The sequence below is a fragment of the Pontibacter mucosus genome (genome assembly GCF_003054055.1).
Lineage (GTDB): Bacteria > Bacteroidota > Bacteroidia > Cytophagales > Hymenobacteraceae > Pontibacter > Pontibacter mucosus.
Genome location: NZ_QBKI01000001.1, coordinates 359,295 through 374,840, shown reverse-complemented (window position 1 = coordinate 374,840; position 15,546 = coordinate 359,295). Strand labels below are relative to the sequence as shown.

Sequence of the window (15,546 nt, the reverse complement as noted above, 5' to 3'; positions counted from 1 at the left end):
TATTTCCTCTTTCCCACCTAAACTTACCTTATTTACCAAAGTACCGGGCGGCAGTAGAAGCATTAGAGGCGACCGCACCACCGCAACCGGAACCTTAGCGGCGTTTCCGCCACTTGAGGGGAGCCTTAATCCCCTATAATTGCAAAAGCATTTGGCTTTACGCATAATTGATTGTACTGCAACGGCTTATACCTATATAGGCGTATAGCCGGAGGTGCACCCTTTTTAAAGTATAACCACCTGCTGCAGCAGCAGCGGCTTTTAATACACCAGTATATTTTATTAACCACCCGGGCATTTGACACCCGCTAATTGTATACGCTATGTTAGTAGTTAAACGCGACGGCAGACGCGAGTCCGTCAAATTCGACAAGATTACCGCACGAATCGAGAAGCTATGCTATGGGCTGCACATGGACTATGTGTCGCCGATTGAGGTGGCCAAGAAGGTGATTGACGGCATTTACGATGGCGTGACCACCGTGGAGCTGGACAACCTGGCCGCTGAGACAGCTGCCTCGCTCACCACCAAGCACCCGGACTATGCTGTGCTGGCTGCACGCATTGCGATCTCTAACCTGCACAAGGTTACGAGCAAGTCGTTCTCCAACACCATGAAGCGCCTGTATACGTACACAGACCCTAAAACCGGGGAGAACGCTTCGCTGATTGCCAAGGATGTGTATGAGATCATCCGCAAGCACGCCGCCCTGCTCGACTCCACCATCATCTACGACCGGGACTACAACTACGACTACTTCGGGTATAAGACCCTGGAGCGCTCTTACCTGCTTCGCCTGGACGGCAAGATTGTGGAGCGCCCGCAGCATATGTTGATGCGTGTGGCCGTGGGTATCCACAAGGAGGACATCGAATCTGCCATTGAGACTTATAACCTCATGTCCGAGAAGTGGTTTACACACGCCACCCCAACATTATTTAACGCTGGTACACCGAAGCCGCAGCTCTCCTCATGCTTCCTGCTCACCATGCAGGACGACAGCATTCCGGGCATCTATGATACCCTGAAGCAGTGCGCGCAGATCTCGCAGAGCGCCGGCGGCATTGGCCTGAGCATCCACAACGTGCGTGCCACTGGTTCTTACATCAAGGGCACCAACGGCACTTCTAACGGTATCATCCCGATGCTGAAGGTGTTCAACGACACGGCCCGCTACGTGGACCAGGGCGGTGGCAAGCGCAAAGGCGCCTTCGCCATTTACCTGGAGCCATGGCATGCCGACATCTTCGACTTCCTGGAGCTGAAGAAGAACCACGGCAAGGAAGAAAACCGCGCCCGTGACCTGTTCTACGCCCTCTGGACGCCAGACCTGTTTATGAAACGCGTGGAGGAAAACGGCGACTGGAGCCTGTTCTGCCCGAACGAAGCACCGGGCCTGGGCGAGTGCTGGGGCAAGGACTTTGAGCGCCTCTACGAGAAGTATGAGCGCGAGGGCCGCGCCCGCAAAACCGTGAAAGCGCAGGACCTGTGGTTCCATATCCTGGAGTCTCAGATCGAGACCGGTACCCCATACATGCTGTATAAAGACCACGCCAACCGCAAGTCTAACCAGCAGAACCTGGGCACCATCAAGAGCTCGAACCTGTGCACCGAGATTATGGAGTACACCAGTAAGGACGAGATTGCCGTGTGTAACCTGGCCTCGCTGGCGCTGCCTCGCTTTGTAAAAGAGGACGAGCATGGCAACAAGACCTTCGACCACCAGAAGCTGTTTGATGTAACCTACCATGCCACGGTTAACCTGAACAAGGTTATCGACATCAACTATTACCCGGTACCAGAGGCTCAGAACTCTAACCTGCGCCACCGTCCGATTGGCTTGGGTGTGCAGGGACTGGCCGATACCTTTATTCACCTGCGCATGCCGTTCGAGAGCGAGGAGGCACGCGGACTGAACAAGGATATCTTCGAGACCATCTACTTTGCGGCCATGACCGCTTCTAAGGATTTGGCGAAGAAGCAGGGCCCATACGAGACCTTCAAGGGTTCTCCGCTGTCGGAAGGCAAATTCCAGTTTGACCTGTGGGGCGTAACACCGGAGAGCGGCCGTTGGGATTGGGACAGCCTGCGCCAGGAAGTGGTGAAGCACGGTGTGCGCAACTCACTGTTGGTAGCGCCGATGCCTACCGCCTCTACCGCGCAGATCCTGGGCAACAACGAATCGTTTGAGCCTTATACTTCCAACATCTACCTGCGCCGCGTACTGTCCGGTGAGTTTATGGTGGTGAATAAGCACCTGCTGCGCGACCTGATTAACCTGGGCATCTGGAACGATAAGATGAAAAATGATATCATCGCGGCTAACGGTTCTGTTCAGGATATACCCAACATCCCGCAGAACATCAAGGACCTGTACAAAACGGTTTGGGAAATCAGCCAGCGTACCGTTATCGATATGAGTGCCGACCGTGGCGCCTATATCTGCCAGAGCCAGTCACTGAACCTGCACGTGATGAACGTAAACTTCGGCAAGCTGACCTCGATGCACTTCCACGCCTGGAAGAAGGGCCTTAAGACGGGTATGTACTACCTGCGCACCAAAGCCGCTGTAGACGCCATTAAGTTTACCGTAGAGAAACAAGCCGCCGAAACCCTTTCGCCGGTCTACAACCAACAAGACCAAAACCGCAACGACATGGCTTGCTCGCTAGACAACCCAGACGCTTGCGAAGCTTGCGGATCGTAAATAACTAAAGAAGGAGGGTAGTGTGCCCTCCTTCTTCTTTTCCCTAACTCTTCTCTTATACTCTCCCTATTACTGCTGGCGCCCTGCTAGCGGATGGAATACTGTTGCTTATACTTTTAGTAAAGGTGTTTAACAGAGTTTTATGCAAAACAACATATTTAATAAAGCAATGAATTTGCGAATGCTTCTAACTAGGTTCGCCACTGGAGAAGACAAAAAAGAAGATGGGGAGAATTACAAGAACCTTCGAAACGAATTTGTTGCTAACAGTTTTACTAAGGCTTTACTACCGGAGTTTGTAGTTTCTTGTAGAGTCCTAAGTGATTTCTGGCCATACATTAAGCGCCGATTTAGCACATATGCCGAAAGGCGAGATTATATTAGAGAGGAATTTGAGCCTCTTCTCGCTTATTTGGAAGGCGACAGAGTGTACCTGCATGACAGTGTGATAGGTAATTCAGTTAAAAAGTTTGACTGTGATACTGTTCATCATTTATGGAGCAAGGCCCTTGATAGAAGAGAGACTGATCCTGATGGTGCTATCACTGCAGCAAGATCCCTAATTGAATCGGTCTGCAAACAAATACTCAGAGAAAGAGACATTGAATATGATGATAGCTTTGACTTACCAAAGCTTTTTAAGACCACTGCACGATGCTTAAACCTTGCTCCACAGCTCCATAACGAAAGTATTTTAAAACAGATTCTCAGTGGAGTCCAGACAACAATTCATGGCTTTGCATCCTTACGAAATGAGCTAAGCGATGCTCATGGGCAGCCAAAAGGTGGATATAAAGTAGGGAAGAGACATTCCGAGTTAGCTGTAAACCTTGCTGGCTCGGTAGCTTCATTTCTTATCCAGACACATCAGGAGACATTACTGAAGAGCCCTATCAATTAGTAAACCCACAGACTACTGGGCTTTGCGAGGTCTTTACCTGCCGTTGTTGGTATTTCACCAACAACTTAACACAGCCACGAGACAGCGCTCCTCTACACCCTCAAGAGCCTTACCTCTGCATCAAGGAAAGTATAAGCAGCTACATTTTACAAGCTTTGTTAATCACCAAGAACGGCAGAAGGAACACCAGCTACACGGTAGGTATAAAGAGCGCTCTCTTTGATTAACATCAGCAAGAACACAAAGCAAAAAGGCTCCTGAAGTATACTTCAGGAGCCTTTTTGCTACGCTATACTTTATACTTGCTTAGCTGTTCCGTACCACGATCTCGACACGGCGGTTTTGCTGGCGGCCTTTTGCGGTCTCGTTAGAAGCTGTGGGCTTGGCTTCTCCAACAGGGTGAACTGAAATACGAGAAGCAGCGATGTTTCCGTTCTTCTGCAACCAGTTCTTCACCGCCTCAGCGCGTTTCTCGGCCAGGTCTTTATTATAGCCGGCGCTGCCCTGAGCGTCTGTATAGCCATAGACGCGTACCTGGCCATCTTTATGGCGCTGTGCAATAGAAGAACTGATCTTTCTCAGATTTTCCTCTGCACCTTTTCTAATCTCCGCTTTGTCGGTATCAAACAGCACATCCTCTCCAACTGAATACACGCTGTATCTGTTGTTACCACGCACCTCCACGTCGCTGCCTTTAAACTCAGGCCAATCCACATTCGGTAGGTTCATGTCAACGTTGTTCCAGTCAGCATCTCCACTGGCATCTACGTCAACTATGGACCCGTCTGCAGCAGAGTCAGGGGAATTTTCGTTCTCAAAAGCAACAGCCGTATCAGCAGTAGCTTCCGAGGCTTCGTTATGTGTTGCTTCTGTTTTCGTGCTCATATTGTCACAGGCACTGAAAACCACAGCTAAGACACAGGTCAGGTATAACAGTGTTTTTTTCATAGTTTATGGGTTTGTTTGGTTAATAGTACGCCATCAGCAAAGCTGAGGCTGACCAAAGAAGGGAACAGCCGTATTAGCTTAGCAGATAAAGGGAGAGAAAAAGCGAGGGGCAGTTATTTAATTTGACAACGGCTCCATTAGCCAGGCCATGGCCTCTTCCTCGCTGGTAAAATCGCGGAACACCATCTTCAGGTCATAAGTATGGCCTTTGTCTATCATGACGCCGATAGCCTCCAGGTTTTCCTCGGATTTGGAGGGCAGGCGCGCCATGCGCAGCAAAGGGCTGTTGGCCATACGCGGGATGTATACTTGCAGGCTCCACTCCAGGTCTTCCGGGCATATAGATCCCATCTCGCGGTCGTCGGCCAGCCAGCGGGCCAGCGAGAACCGGTGTATCATCTCCAGGCAAAGTAAGTAGGCTTCCCTTAACTCTGCTCCCTGCAACCGCCCCCTCCACTGCGCCACTCCGAGCCGCAGCTGCCTGTCGTAAGACAGCGAGAGGAAGTTATTTTTAAAGTATAACTGCATTTTCTTCTCCTACAGAGCCTTCAAAAGTATAATCCAACGACCTCCTCGTCAACAGAGGGGCCAAACGAAACCATCAGTATGATTGTGCTTAAGTATAGGGCAGGGGCTAACCTTGTTCCAGAGAGTGAATCGGCTCGAGAAGCCAGACCATGGCCTCCTCCCGCTTATCAAACTCCATCACCTCCATGTTGCCCAGGCTGGTGGCGCGTTTTACGATCTGATCCACCGCCATTCTGTTAAAGAAGTCTTCGGAGATAAGGATGGCATTACGACGAAGGGAGCTGGCTGCAAGGCGTGGGGTGATTTGCTCTGCAAACCAGTTTTGGTCGGCCTGCCGGATAGCCCGCAGCTTGCGGTTATCGCCCAGCCAGCGCAGGGGCCGGTGCTCTTCTATCAGACGAAGGCAGGTTTCAGAGGCCTCCCTGAACTCTGTACTACTCAAAAAACCATTCCAGACTGCTGCTCCCAGCTGCAGGTTTTCGTCGTAGGTAATGGTGACGACGTGGTTCTGGAAGTATGTAATAGGCATACTACTAATTATTTCGGTTGTAAAGGTAGTAAAGGAAAGCCACGAACCGAAACAAAACCACGCAATAAACCTGGGTAGGGAGGCGCTATAGTTCCATCAGCCAGGCCATAGCCTCTTCCTCACTGCCAAAATCCCGGACAAGCAGCTGCTGCGCATCCAGCTGGTCCTTCTTCTTCAGCATCATGGCTACCGCCTCGCGGTTCTTTTCAGACTCGGAGGGCAGGTTGGCTATGCGGAGCAAAGGGCTGGCCACTGCCTGAGGAACAAACACCTCCAGGGACCATTGCAAGTCTGCCGGATCAATGGAGTTCATCTTGCGGTTGTCCCCAAGCCATCCCCGCAGCTCATGCCGGTCAACCAAATCCAGGCACAGCAACGTCGCCTCCCGAAACTCAGCTCCCTGCACATGGCCTCTCCAAACGGCTTTCCCCAGGCGCAGCTCCTTATCATAGTAGAGACTAACATGGGTATTCCTAAAGTATAGGTTAAACATAAAACGCAAAGTATAAACTACAGCACTGAAAGAAAAAAAGGGAATTGTGGTACCAGAGGGTTAACAGTCTGCCACCTATACGATATAGCTGAAGTAGAAGAGGCAGTTTTTAAGGCCCTTGTAAGGCGACCAGGTAGTAACATTGGGCTTCCCGCCTCAGAATTGCAACCAATGATGAAAAATACGAGGCGTCCCCAAGATAGTTATCAAAAATAGCACTATTTAACCTATAAATTTTCAAATAAAAAACCCCCACACCTAAAACAGGCGAGGGGGCTGCAGACAAACAAAGTAAAAAGGTGTGGCAGGACGACTATTGTTTCACGAAGCGGTGCGTCTCCTGCTGCTGCCCGTTGTATACTTTCACAAAGTATAAACCTGGCTGCAGGTGGGCAACGGGCAATACCAGGCTTTGGCCGGCCACGCTGTGCTGCGACAACTGACGGCCTGCGGCATCAAGCACGGCCACCTGGGCGTTGCCTAAGCCAAGGCTTACGCTTACCTCGCTGGCTGCCAGCGTCGGGTATACTTTCGCGATGCCACCGTTAAGGCCATACTTGCCCTTGATCTGCACGGCTACTATCTTGGAAAACTCCTCGGCCCCGTCAAAGTCGACCTGGCGCAGGCGGTAGTAGTTGGTGCCCGAAGCAGGGTTTGTATCCGTAAAGGCGTAGGCCACTGTTGCGCTGCTGTTGCCCCTGCCCGCTACCTCTCCGATGTTGCTGAAGTTTCTGCCGTCCTGGCTGCGCTCTACCACAAACTTCTCGTTGTTCACTTCCGATGCCGTTGACCAGGTTAGGTGTGTGGCATTTCCTTGCGCTGCACCTTTAAACCAGGCTAACTCCACTGGCAGGGGGCTTGCCGTTTGGTAGCCGTTAAAGTTGCCTATGGAGATGGCTTGCCGGCCCTTATCACGGCCCTGGTTGTAGTAGCTGATGTTAATCTCCTTTATCTCCTCCGTGAATACCACCGTCACATCTCCCTGCTCGGTGCTGTTGTCTACATCGTTGAGGCCCACAAAAGAGCTGGCCTTTGGGTTGAAAGCGGTGTTGGCGGAGTTACGCACGAAGCTGTTCGTGGCCAGTACTACCTTGCCCGCATTGTTCAGGCCGGTAACCACCACGCTGTCTTTGAACTGGTTTGTGGCCAGGGTCCTGTCTATGTCCAAGATGTTGAAAGAAACATCGGCCATCATGGCGCTAAACTGTATCTTGATGTGCGTTCCCTCTGTTTTAGAGGCGCCAGCCTGCACGATGGAAAACGATGGGCTTGTTCTTGGGTGCTGGGTGTTGCTCACGGCAACTGTCTCATGCGTTACGCTGCTTTCCCTGGCCATCGTCCACGACATAGTGGCCTCGTTTAGAAGATAAGCCGTAGCCGCTTTAGGGGCAGAGGTTACAAATGGGTTTTCGCCTAAGGTTCGCGTGCTCCACTTAAACATGTTGGGGAATGCCAGAATCTCCAGGTTATCTATGCGGTAAGAGTACCCCTTAGCGGTAGTCGTTTCGAAGTAGAGGTGCACATTTTGGTAGTTATCAGACAATGGGATGGTTACCTCGTTGTTAACGGCCGTATTAAGCGTGTTGGCTGCGTCTATCTTTACCTTGCGCACCACGCCATTGCTCCCAATCTTATAGCAAAGGAACACTTCGCTGTCGAATTGCTGCACCATGCCGCCGTTTGCCTCGCGGTAGCCGGTCCAGCGCACGCGCAGGTCGGCATCCAGTGCACTTACAGGGCTTGCCACGTTAGCGCGTATCAGGGCCGGTGTCTCGTTTCCGCTGTGCTGCCTCGTGTAAAGCGCTCCGTCTTTTGTAATCCAGGCTCCGGCAGTGGCCGGCACTACATTGACCTGAGAAGGGTTGCTAAAATTCTCTGAAAGCAGTACGTGCTGCGCCTGAGCAGAAGAGGACAGCAGCAGGATGGCGATGATAAGGGTGTAAAGTGATTTCATGGTACTATACTTTGCTTCGTCTGCCAATCTTTAATGAAACAATTATGCCAGCACCAGAATGCTTATACCTATCCTCAATAATACAATATAACAAAAGCCGTACCCCCCTTATACCTTATCAGATAAGTATGCTGCTATACAACACGTTACGGATAAATGGCAAATTGCGCGTATGTTATAAACTAGATGTATATTTTTTATGGTTTAATGCAAAACAGGTCGCCAAATTCCCATTTGCGGAAAACAGAGGTTAAACAAAGAGTTTCCTTCCCAAAAGGGGAAACAATCCCAAACCCCTCCTTTTGACCGTGTGCAGGCCCATGAACAGAACATGAAAAGCACCTCCTGGAGGTGACAGCATGGCACCCGAAAAAGCAGCTAAGCATCTGATTATAGCCATTTTGACACCAAAACCGCAGATTTAATTGCACAAATGACCTGAAAAGCAATTGGCATCAGGTTTGCAAAACACAAAGTGAAAACTATGATGGAGAAAGAGATGAAATTGATAAAGGATAAAGAGTTTTTACGCAACATCGCGCACCAGATAAACCTGCTGAACACCATTGGCGGTGGCGTAAGCGAGACGTATGTGGATATTAAAAAGTATAAAAGAGGCGCAGTTATTAACGTATGGGCAGCGGGTGTGAGCCCGGAGTCTTTTAAAGTGGTGCTGCACCAAAACCAGCTTACCGTGTTCTCAGTTCTTCACAACCCGGAGAACCCGGAAATGGCGGCCCCCTTGTTTAACAGAACATTCATCCTGCCGCCGCAGGTTGACCTGGGCCGCATAGAGGCCGTGCACGAAGATGGCCAGCTGCAGGTAAGGCTGCCATACTTTGAGGACATCAACAAGCCCCGCGAGATAAAAATTAAACAACTGTAAGTATAAAGGCTACCCATTAGCGGTAGCCTTTAATGTTATGCCTGCCCCAGCGCTACTGCCTGAATTTGGCTTTGATAATGGAGGTTAGAAAATCGTGCACCTCCACTGTCTCCTGGTCATAGTCAAACGTATTGAACCCATCGGAGTCGGTTTTCTCCACACTGCAGCCGTTCTCTATCATCATAAAGATAAGCTCCCGGAGGCGGTAGGGGTGGCCGGCGATGTTCAGCACACATTCCATATCATCGTTTACCACGCGCAGAAACATGTGCTGCACATAGTTCTCATCGGCCATTATCTTCTGTTGCGTCTTGTCCATGCTTTCCTCTTTGGCTATACTTCCTTAATAAGTATAAAAAGCCGCAAAAGGTGCCCGGCATGGCAGCAAGTATACTTTACCACTAGCAACTTCTTTAATTTACCACTGTTGCCGCCCGGTACAGTGCAACTATGGACAGACTTACCGGCGCGGGTGCTCCTGGCGCCAGCCTACCACAAAAAGTATAAACCACACCGGGTAGAAAGGCGACACCACGGCGGCCAGGTAAGGATCGAAGGCGATGGACAAAACCAGCTGCAGCAGCAGGCTCAGCACAAAGCCCCAGAAGGCGATTTTATAGTATTTGTTTTTCAGGTGCATCGGGTGGAAAAATATAAAAAAACCCGTCCGGGTTAAGGACGGGTGTTCATTAATCGGAAGGCCTCAGCCCTCGTAATCCCCTTCTCAACAAGTATCGGAGGGTCGTCGCCCTTCGCCACTACCAGCTTAAAATTATTGTTCGCATCCTGGTAATAGATTACTGTAGTCAGGTCTTCGTAAGCTACGCTAAATATCTTTCTGGTGTCTTCACCAGTAAAGAACTTATACTTATCTAATGTTACATTTCGAATTAATCTCATATCCCTACAATCTCCTTGCTGGTTTAAACGTTACATGCACTTGGTTTTGTTTCAAAATCCTGCTGCAGTGCAAGCAATTCCTACTTTTAATACACATCTGATAAACAACTATTTACACCACCGCCGCTAGCATTCAACCAGTTAAATAGTTAGTTTGGCAAGTATAGTTATAGACGTTGTTCCCTGGATACGGTACAAAAAACAGGCCAAAGGAAAACCATAGCGCTATACTTATATACTTTTTTATTTTTATTATTTTTCCGGGATGAGCATACAGTTTGGCCATGTCTGGAGGCGGGGCTGGCAGGGCACAGGTGCTTTTGATGAACCGGAAAAATGCGTAGGTTTAGCCTGGTGATGAGCGACTTGAGAACCGGGAGCAGCAGGCCTGAGGCAGCCAAAGCGAGGGAAGCCCTTATACCAGGTTGCTGCCTGTTTTCGTTTGTATAGCAGAGGTGCCGCTCATGACACTTTTTGCTTTTCCCGGGAAGGGAATATTATACTTATAGCATGGAAAACGCATGAGCAGCGGCAAACACGCCTGGCTAAACTGGCTGTTATACTTTATTATCTTTGAGGTAGTGGTGTTTCTGGGCCTGCAGTGGCTTTTGTCGGGGCTAGGCATGAGCAACCAGTTGCAGCCTGAAAACACGATTGTGCCTAACTGGGTAAAGGCGGTTACGTTTATACTCCTGTACCTGCTTTGCTTGCTGGGAGCCGTAATGGTGGTAAGCAACACGGTGCCGAACAAGCACCGGCAGCACCTGATGCGCTGGGTTTACCTGGCGCTGCTGGGCATGCTGGTCATGCTCTTTTTCCTGTTTTAACCTGAGTTATACTTTCACCTATGATAAAGAAGCAAAACCTTTTATCGCTTATACTTTGCCTGCTGCTGGGCTACACTGCCTACGGCCAGACAGAGTACGGACAGGGCCGCTACTACGTGCAGCTGCAGGACGGGCGCATCTTCCACGCCAACAAGCTGCAGTATAAATCGCCCCTGTTCAAGTCAAGCCACTTCCTGCTCGACGACTCGCTGAAGTTTAACCCCAGCATGGTGAACGTGTTTCAGAACGAGGATGGCTTCTATGCCCGCGTGGAGGCAGGCAACAGCTTTAACTCCTTTGCCAAGCGCCTCACCGACGGCCCGCGCATCGACCGGTACTTTACCACCCGCACCTACTACGACGGCGGCTACGGCTACTCCCCGTTCGGCTACGGGTATGGCTACGGATACGGCATGCCCCGCACCAGCCGCAAGCGCATCTACTTCTTCTCCAAGGATAACGGCCCGCTCTACCACCTCAACTACGACAACCTGGAGGCGGCCCTGGCAGACAACGCCTCGAGCATGGTGCTGCTGCAGCGCCACAAGCGTGATAAGGTAGTTAACACAGGCGTGTCTATACTTGGGGCAGGCTTGCTGGCCGTGGGCGCCGTGAAAACGATAAACAACTCGCAGCAGGACGCCTACGGCAACACCGACCTGAAGGTAAGCCCGCTGGTGTACGCCGGCGCGGGTGTGCTGGGGGTGCAGCTGGTGGTGAACCTGTTCCAGAAAGACAAGCTGACGCAGGCCATCGAAGTATACAACTACCAGCTACAGCAGTAAAGCATAAATCCGGGGCCCGCGGGAGCCCCGGATTTATGCTTTATACTTCCAGGCCAATTTCCTTCCGCACTTTCTTCGGCAGCTTCCCGGCAATCAGGTCGTACGATTTTCTCACGCGCTGTTCCCATTCCTGCGCCTGCATCCGGTTCAGGTCGTCCACCATCACCCACTTGTAGCGGGCCATATAAGGCGCCGGGATAAAGCCGGGCCGGTTACACATTTCCTCGAACTCCTCCTCATTCACCTTAAAGGAGGCGGATACGGGTGCTTTATCAAGTCCTACCACCAGAAACATCTTCTCGGCCACGCAGAAGCAAAGGTCGTGGCCCCATTTTATACTTTCGGTTACGCCAGGTAGCTGCTTGCACAACTCCTGCAGGTTTTCTATCATCATCGTTGCTATGGCTAGTATGTTGGCGGCAATTTATACTTTTCAGGGGGATGGTAAAGGCTATTTTTGTAGTTTTGGGGAGGCACCTTCCATACTTTATCATATTTTACCCTATGGAGAACCTGTTACTGTTACACGGCGCCCTTGGCTCGGCGGCCATGCTGGCTCCGCTGAAAGAAGCGCTGCAGCGCAGCTACAACGTCTATACGCTCGATTTTTCCGGCCACGGGGGCAAGCCCCTGCCGCAGGAACCCTTCACGATGCAGCGCTTTGTGCAGGACATACGGCAGTTTCTGGAGGAGCAGCAGCTGGAGCAGACCCACATTTTTGGCTACAGCATGGGCGGTTACGCGGCCCTCAGCCTGGCACTGGAACAACCTAAGCGCATCCGCAGCATTTATACGTTGGCAACCAAGTTCTCCTGGTCAGTGGAGGCAGCAGAAAAGGAAACCAGGATGCTGGTGCCGGAGCGGGTGGAGGAGAAGGTGCCGGCCTTTGCGGCCACCCTGGCGCAGCGCCACGCCCCACAGGACTGGAAGCAGGTTATGCGCCAGACAGCCAGTATGATGCGCGCGCTGGGCCAAAGCCCCCTCCTGACACCCGACACGCTGCCGCAACTGCAACTGCCGGTGCAACTTGCCGTAGGCGACCGCGACAACATGGTGACGGTAGAGGAGACGCTGTGGGCCTACCGCCTGCTACCTGACGCGCGGCTGCAGGTGCTGCCCAGCACCCGCCACCCCTTCGAAACGCTATCCATTCCAGACCTGAGCCAGCACATCAGGCAATTCCTGGAGCAGGTTAGCCGTTAACCCTATAGTTTTAGTACCCTTATCATGCTTATATCTTTACCCGCATCACCCTTATCCATACTTTCCCGTGCCGCTAAAAGCACCCTGGCAGCGGTTGCTGTGGCGCTTTGCCTTAGTTCCTGCGCCACCACCGCCTCCAACTTTGGCGAGAAAGGCTATACCGAGAAAGGAAAGGCCTCATACTACGCACGCAAGTTCCAGGGCCGCAAAATGGCCAACGGCGAGACATACAGGCGCAGCAAACTAACCGCCGCCCACAGGAGGCTCCCTTTCGGTACCCATGTAGAAGTCACCAACCTGCAAAACAACAAATCGGTGCGCGTGGAGATTACCGACAGAGGCCCCTTCGTGCGTGGCCGCATCGTGGATTTATCAGAGGCGGCCGCCAGGCGCATTGGCATGATGAACAGCGGCGTGGTGCCCGTGAGGCTGGAGGTGATAAAGCGCAGCAAAACCAGGTAAGCAGCTATCCGGCAAATTCAGGACAACGCACACACCTTCAAGCATATATACTCACCCTGTGTTATTGATTTTTCTCTAAAACAATAGCACTTATACTTGTTGCTTATGGGATTTCTGCTTACATTTGTGCATGAGTAAATCTTGGGGAAAAGTGCGCGAATTCTTACCGATGGCAGCCGTTCTGCTGCTGTGCATGCTTGTCATGCCCGCCACCCAAGCTTATGCAGAGGATACGCACAACGGTGCCACCACTACCACTGTTGTTACGGCAGAGCAGCAAACCCAGCCGCAACCAGGCACAGTAGACAAGAAAAGTAACGCGGAAAGCCCTAAGAAGCCTGCTACTTCCAAACCACAAGACAAATCTGTACTGGATGCAGAAGTGCTGGAAAGCCCGCTGGCCTACTTCCGCAATGCCTTCACCCCCGAAGATGAGGAGTCTGACGCGGCAACCGGCACGAGTGCGGTGGTCGTTACCATCAAAGCGCTCATTGCCACGCTGCTCTCCACGGTTATGTAACTAGCTTTTGCAGGAGCGTTTCCAACCTGTATCGCAAAAGCCACAATCTTTTATTCACCTAATCCTTCTTAGTTAATTTGGCAGATACATCCGTGTAGCTGTACTGCTGCACTTGCATGGCTATTGCTGCACCCAAAATCATACTTGATAAAAAATTACCGCCTGCATTAAACCCTTGCCCAAACCCGCTGTCTAAAGCCCTAAAGAAGACTACTACGTTTGTGCAGCAGCAATGCTGTGTGTTTTAAGGTGAGTTTGGCCGGGGGAATCTCCGGCCTTTTTTTATACTTCCGCTGCCTAGATAAAGTCACTGAGCAAGGCCAGCACAAGCCCCAGCAGGGTAGCGATAAGCTTGTTGCGGTTAAAGTGGTGGTCGGGGCTGGTTTCGAAAAGGATGGTGGTGGAAATATGCAGGAAGTTACCCGCCACCAGGCCCGTTAGCGCCGTAAACACTAGGCCATCCGTGGCCTCCTGCGACAGCAGCGTGTTGCTGACGATAATCCCCAGCGGCGAGCCAATGGCAAAGATGAGCAACCACAGAAACGCCTTTCGGAAGTTCTCCAGCCGCGACATCAGTACCGACATCAGGGCGAAGGCAGCCGGAATGTGGTGCAGCGTAATCCCCACCAGCACCATGTAGAAGTTATCCGCCTCGTGCGCATGCCCGTGGCTGTGCCCGTGCCCACCATTGCTTACCAGTATACTTCCCTCCAGAAAAGAGTGCACAAACAAGGAGCCCAGCAGCAGGATCGGCATGGAGTCGGTGCGGCCATGGTGGTGGTGGATGTGCCCGTGCTCCACACCGTGCGAGAACAGCTCCAGCACCAGCTGCAGGAAAAATCCGGCCAGCACCCAATAGCCGACACGGTAAGGGCTGTTGTGGCTGTTAAGCAGCGCCTCGGGCAGCAGGTGGATGATGGTGATGGTGAAAAGGTAGGCTCCGCTGAAGGCCAGCGCCATTTTAAGCCACCGAATATTGGTAGGGGGAAAGATCTTTACCAGAAACCCGGATAATACCACCGTAAAGAAGAGCACAAGTATAGCAATGATCATACAGGGCGCGCTATTTTTTGAGCACAAATATCATTCTGTCGCTTTTTTCCTGGTTGTATGGGTGCAGTTCGTAATCACCAAAGGTATCCACCAACCGGAGCTGCACCATGCCGAAGTACTCCAGAAAGTCCTCCTGCCGCAGCGCCCTCACCCGCTCTACATAAGTATATTCCTGCCCCTCATCGCTGAAGCGAATATGCTTTACAATAAAGCCATTCTCTACGCCGCGCGTTATCTTAAAGTTTATTCCCCCTACCTGCTTCTCCTCTTCGGCCACCAGCTCATCGATAACTTTTTCTGTGTTCATGAAGTCGATTACCAGCTTGCCGCCGGGTTGAAGGCTTTCGGCCGTGGCACGTAGCGCCACCACGTTCTCCGTGTCTGTTTCAAAGTAACCGAAGCTGGTAAACAGGTTGAGGATAAAGTCAAAGCCATTGGGCCGGAACACCTCCCGCATGTCGTGGCGGGCAAAGTGCAGCCGCTCGTTCTCGTACTGCCTGGCGTAGTTTATACTTTGCTCCGACAGGTCGATGCCCGTTACATTATACCCTTTCTGACTGAGGTAGCGTGAATAGCGCCCCTTGCCGCAGGCTAGATCCAGTATCCGCTCGTGTGGTTTTGGGTGCAGGTAAGCCAGTAGCCTGTCCATAAACAGCTGCGCCTCCTGCATATCGCGGTGCTGGTAGAGGATGTGATAGTAAGGTGAGTCGAACCAGGTGCTAAACCAGGCTTCAGGTTCCTGTTGTGCTGCCATGTCGGGGGCTAAAAGCAATTGTGTTGCAAATATAGGTGAAATATTCGAAGTTGAAGTATAGACTTCCAAGTATACAGCTATACTGCTGCCATAAG

18 protein-coding genes are annotated in these 15,546 nt (G+C 51.4%); 8 read left to right on the top strand and 10 right to left on the bottom strand.

What is annotated here, in order from left to right; translation table 11 throughout:
- Positions 1–323 precede the first annotated feature (323 nt).
- Complete coding sequence (locus tag C8N40_RS01715) at positions 324–2,708, top strand: ribonucleoside-diphosphate reductase subunit alpha (RefSeq protein ID WP_108210069.1); 2,385 nt, start codon at positions 324–326, stop codon at positions 2,706–2,708.
- A gap of 142 nt (positions 2,709–2,850) precedes the next feature.
- The gene (locus C8N40_RS01710; RefSeq protein ID WP_211318023.1) at positions 2,851–3,609 is read left to right on the top strand and encodes an abortive infection family protein; all 759 of its coding nucleotides are present in this window, start codon (positions 2,851–2,853) and stop codon (positions 3,607–3,609) included.
- Positions 3,610–3,915: 306 nt separating this feature from the next.
- On the opposite strand, the gene C8N40_RS01705 is transcribed toward C8N40_RS01710, so the two are convergent.
- The 5 genes from C8N40_RS01705 to C8N40_RS01685 form a co-directional block, all read right to left on the bottom strand.
- Positions 3,916–4,557, bottom strand: a complete 642-nt coding sequence (locus C8N40_RS01705) for an OmpA family protein (protein ID WP_108210068.1) — start codon at positions 4,555–4,557, stop codon at positions 3,916–3,918.
- A gap of 117 nt (positions 4,558–4,674) precedes the next feature.
- The gene (locus C8N40_RS01700; RefSeq protein ID WP_108210067.1) at positions 4,675–5,085 is read right to left on the bottom strand and encodes a hypothetical protein; all 411 of its coding nucleotides are present in this window, start codon (positions 5,083–5,085) and stop codon (positions 4,675–4,677) included.
- 106 nt (positions 5,086–5,191) lie between these two features.
- Positions 5,192–5,614, bottom strand: coding sequence for an STAS/SEC14 domain-containing protein (locus tag C8N40_RS01695; protein ID WP_108210066.1), 423 nt, complete (start codon positions 5,612–5,614; stop codon positions 5,192–5,194).
- Positions 5,615–5,699: 85 nt separating this feature from the next.
- Positions 5,700–6,107 (bottom strand): hypothetical protein, encoded by a 408-nt coding sequence (locus C8N40_RS01690; protein WP_108210065.1) that lies wholly within the window; start codon positions 6,105–6,107, stop codon positions 5,700–5,702.
- Between the two features lie 313 nt (positions 6,108–6,420).
- Positions 6,421–8,088 (bottom strand): T9SS type A sorting domain-containing protein, encoded by a 1,668-nt coding sequence (locus C8N40_RS01685; RefSeq protein WP_211318022.1) that lies wholly within the window; start codon positions 8,086–8,088, stop codon positions 6,421–6,423.
- 457 nt (positions 8,089–8,545) lie between these two features.
- Here C8N40_RS01685 and C8N40_RS01680 point away from each other — a divergent pair, with 457 nt between their 5' ends.
- Positions 8,546–8,947 (top strand): Hsp20/alpha crystallin family protein, encoded by a 402-nt coding sequence (locus tag C8N40_RS01680; RefSeq protein WP_108210063.1) that lies wholly within the window; start codon positions 8,546–8,548, stop codon positions 8,945–8,947.
- Between the two features lie 52 nt (positions 8,948–8,999).
- Here the strand turns inward: C8N40_RS01680 and C8N40_RS01675 are convergent, their stop codons facing one another.
- Together C8N40_RS01675 and C8N40_RS01670 are read right to left on the bottom strand one after the other, a co-directional pair.
- Complete coding sequence (locus C8N40_RS01675) at positions 9,000–9,266, bottom strand: hypothetical protein (protein ID WP_108210062.1); 267 nt, start codon at positions 9,264–9,266, stop codon at positions 9,000–9,002.
- Between the two features lie 141 nt (positions 9,267–9,407).
- A complete protein-coding gene (locus C8N40_RS01670) occupies positions 9,408–9,587 on the bottom strand; it encodes a hypothetical protein (RefSeq protein WP_108210061.1) in 180 nt (59 codons plus the stop codon).
- Between the two features lie 781 nt (positions 9,588–10,368).
- On the opposite strand from C8N40_RS01670, the gene C8N40_RS01660 reads away from it, so the two are divergent.
- Complete coding sequence (locus C8N40_RS01660; RefSeq protein WP_108210059.1) at positions 10,369–10,674, top strand: hypothetical protein; 306 nt, start codon at positions 10,369–10,371, stop codon at positions 10,672–10,674.
- A 20-nt stretch (positions 10,675–10,694) separates the two neighbouring features.
- Positions 10,695–11,459 carry a hypothetical protein gene (locus tag C8N40_RS01655; RefSeq protein WP_108210058.1) on the top strand — a complete coding sequence of 255 codons (765 nt, stop codon included), beginning with the start codon at positions 10,695–10,697 and terminating at the stop codon, positions 11,457–11,459.
- 40 nt (positions 11,460–11,499) lie between these two features.
- Here C8N40_RS01655 and C8N40_RS01650 read toward each other — a convergent pair whose 3' ends face one another.
- Entirely contained in the window at positions 11,500–11,853 is a 354-nt protein-coding gene (locus tag C8N40_RS01650) for an MmcQ/YjbR family DNA-binding protein (RefSeq protein ID WP_108210057.1), read from the bottom strand.
- A gap of 110 nt (positions 11,854–11,963) precedes the next feature.
- On the opposite strand from C8N40_RS01650, the gene C8N40_RS01645 reads away from it, so the two are divergent.
- The 3 genes from C8N40_RS01645 to C8N40_RS01635 all read left to right on the top strand — a co-directional run bounded on the left by C8N40_RS01645 (position 11,964) and on the right by C8N40_RS01635 (position 13,644).
- Positions 11,964–12,662: an alpha/beta fold hydrolase gene (locus C8N40_RS01645; protein WP_108210416.1), complete on the top strand. Its 699-nt coding sequence runs from the start codon at positions 11,964–11,966 to the stop codon at positions 12,660–12,662.
- A 24-nt stretch (positions 12,663–12,686) separates the two neighbouring features.
- On the top strand, positions 12,687–13,124 hold the full coding sequence (locus C8N40_RS01640) for a septal ring lytic transglycosylase RlpA family protein (protein ID WP_108210056.1): 438 nt from the start codon (positions 12,687–12,689) through the stop codon (positions 13,122–13,124).
- Between the two features lie 169 nt (positions 13,125–13,293).
- Complete coding sequence (locus C8N40_RS01635; RefSeq protein ID WP_146173494.1) at positions 13,294–13,644, top strand: hypothetical protein; 351 nt, start codon at positions 13,294–13,296, stop codon at positions 13,642–13,644.
- 297 nt (positions 13,645–13,941) lie between these two features.
- Here the strand turns inward: C8N40_RS01635 and C8N40_RS01630 are convergent, their stop codons facing one another.
- Positions 13,942–14,697 carry a ZIP family metal transporter gene (locus C8N40_RS01630; RefSeq protein ID WP_108210054.1) on the bottom strand — a complete coding sequence of 252 codons (756 nt, stop codon included), beginning with the start codon at positions 14,695–14,697 and terminating at the stop codon, positions 13,942–13,944.
- A gap of 10 nt (positions 14,698–14,707) precedes the next feature.
- Positions 14,708–15,451, bottom strand: a complete 744-nt coding sequence (locus C8N40_RS01625) for a class I SAM-dependent methyltransferase (RefSeq protein ID WP_108210053.1) — start codon at positions 15,449–15,451, stop codon at positions 14,708–14,710.
- Positions 15,452–15,546 lie beyond the last annotated feature (95 nt).

Coding starts and splice junctions, on each gene's coding strand:
- C8N40_RS01715 (WP_108210069.1), top strand. CDS start 324: ATGTTAGTAGTTAAACGCGACGGCAGACGCGAGTCCGTCAAATTCGAC.
- C8N40_RS01710 (WP_211318023.1), top strand. CDS start 2,851: ATGCAAAACAACATATTTAATAAAGCAATGAATTTGCGAATGCTTCTA.
- C8N40_RS01705 (WP_108210068.1), bottom strand. CDS start 4,557: ATGAAAAAAACACTGTTATACCTGACCTGTGTCTTAGCTGTGGTTTTC.
- C8N40_RS01700 (WP_108210067.1), bottom strand. CDS start 5,085: ATGCAGTTATACTTTAAAAATAACTTCCTCTCGCTGTCTTACGACAGG.
- C8N40_RS01695 (WP_108210066.1), bottom strand. CDS start 5,614: ATGCCTATTACATACTTCCAGAACCACGTCGTCACCATTACCTACGAC.
- C8N40_RS01690 (WP_108210065.1), bottom strand. CDS start 6,107: ATGTTTAACCTATACTTTAGGAATACCCATGTTAGTCTCTACTATGAT.
- C8N40_RS01680 (WP_108210063.1), top strand. CDS start 8,546: ATGATGGAGAAAGAGATGAAATTGATAAAGGATAAAGAGTTTTTACGC.
- C8N40_RS01675 (WP_108210062.1), bottom strand. CDS start 9,266: ATGGACAAGACGCAACAGAAGATAATGGCCGATGAGAACTATGTGCAG.
- C8N40_RS01670 (WP_108210061.1), bottom strand. CDS start 9,587: ATGCACCTGAAAAACAAATACTATAAAATCGCCTTCTGGGGCTTTGTG.
- C8N40_RS01660 (WP_108210059.1), top strand. CDS start 10,369: ATGAGCAGCGGCAAACACGCCTGGCTAAACTGGCTGTTATACTTTATT.
- C8N40_RS01655 (WP_108210058.1), top strand. CDS start 10,695: ATGATAAAGAAGCAAAACCTTTTATCGCTTATACTTTGCCTGCTGCTG.
- C8N40_RS01650 (WP_108210057.1), bottom strand. CDS start 11,853: ATGATGATAGAAAACCTGCAGGAGTTGTGCAAGCAGCTACCTGGCGTA.
- C8N40_RS01645 (WP_108210416.1), top strand. CDS start 11,964: ATGGAGAACCTGTTACTGTTACACGGCGCCCTTGGCTCGGCGGCCATG.
- C8N40_RS01640 (WP_108210056.1), top strand. CDS start 12,687: ATGCTTATATCTTTACCCGCATCACCCTTATCCATACTTTCCCGTGCC.
- C8N40_RS01635 (WP_146173494.1), top strand. CDS start 13,294: ATGGCAGCCGTTCTGCTGCTGTGCATGCTTGTCATGCCCGCCACCCAA.
- C8N40_RS01630 (WP_108210054.1), bottom strand. CDS start 14,697: ATGATCATTGCTATACTTGTGCTCTTCTTTACGGTGGTATTATCCGGG.
- C8N40_RS01625 (WP_108210053.1), bottom strand. CDS start 15,451: ATGGCAGCACAACAGGAACCTGAAGCCTGGTTTAGCACCTGGTTCGAC.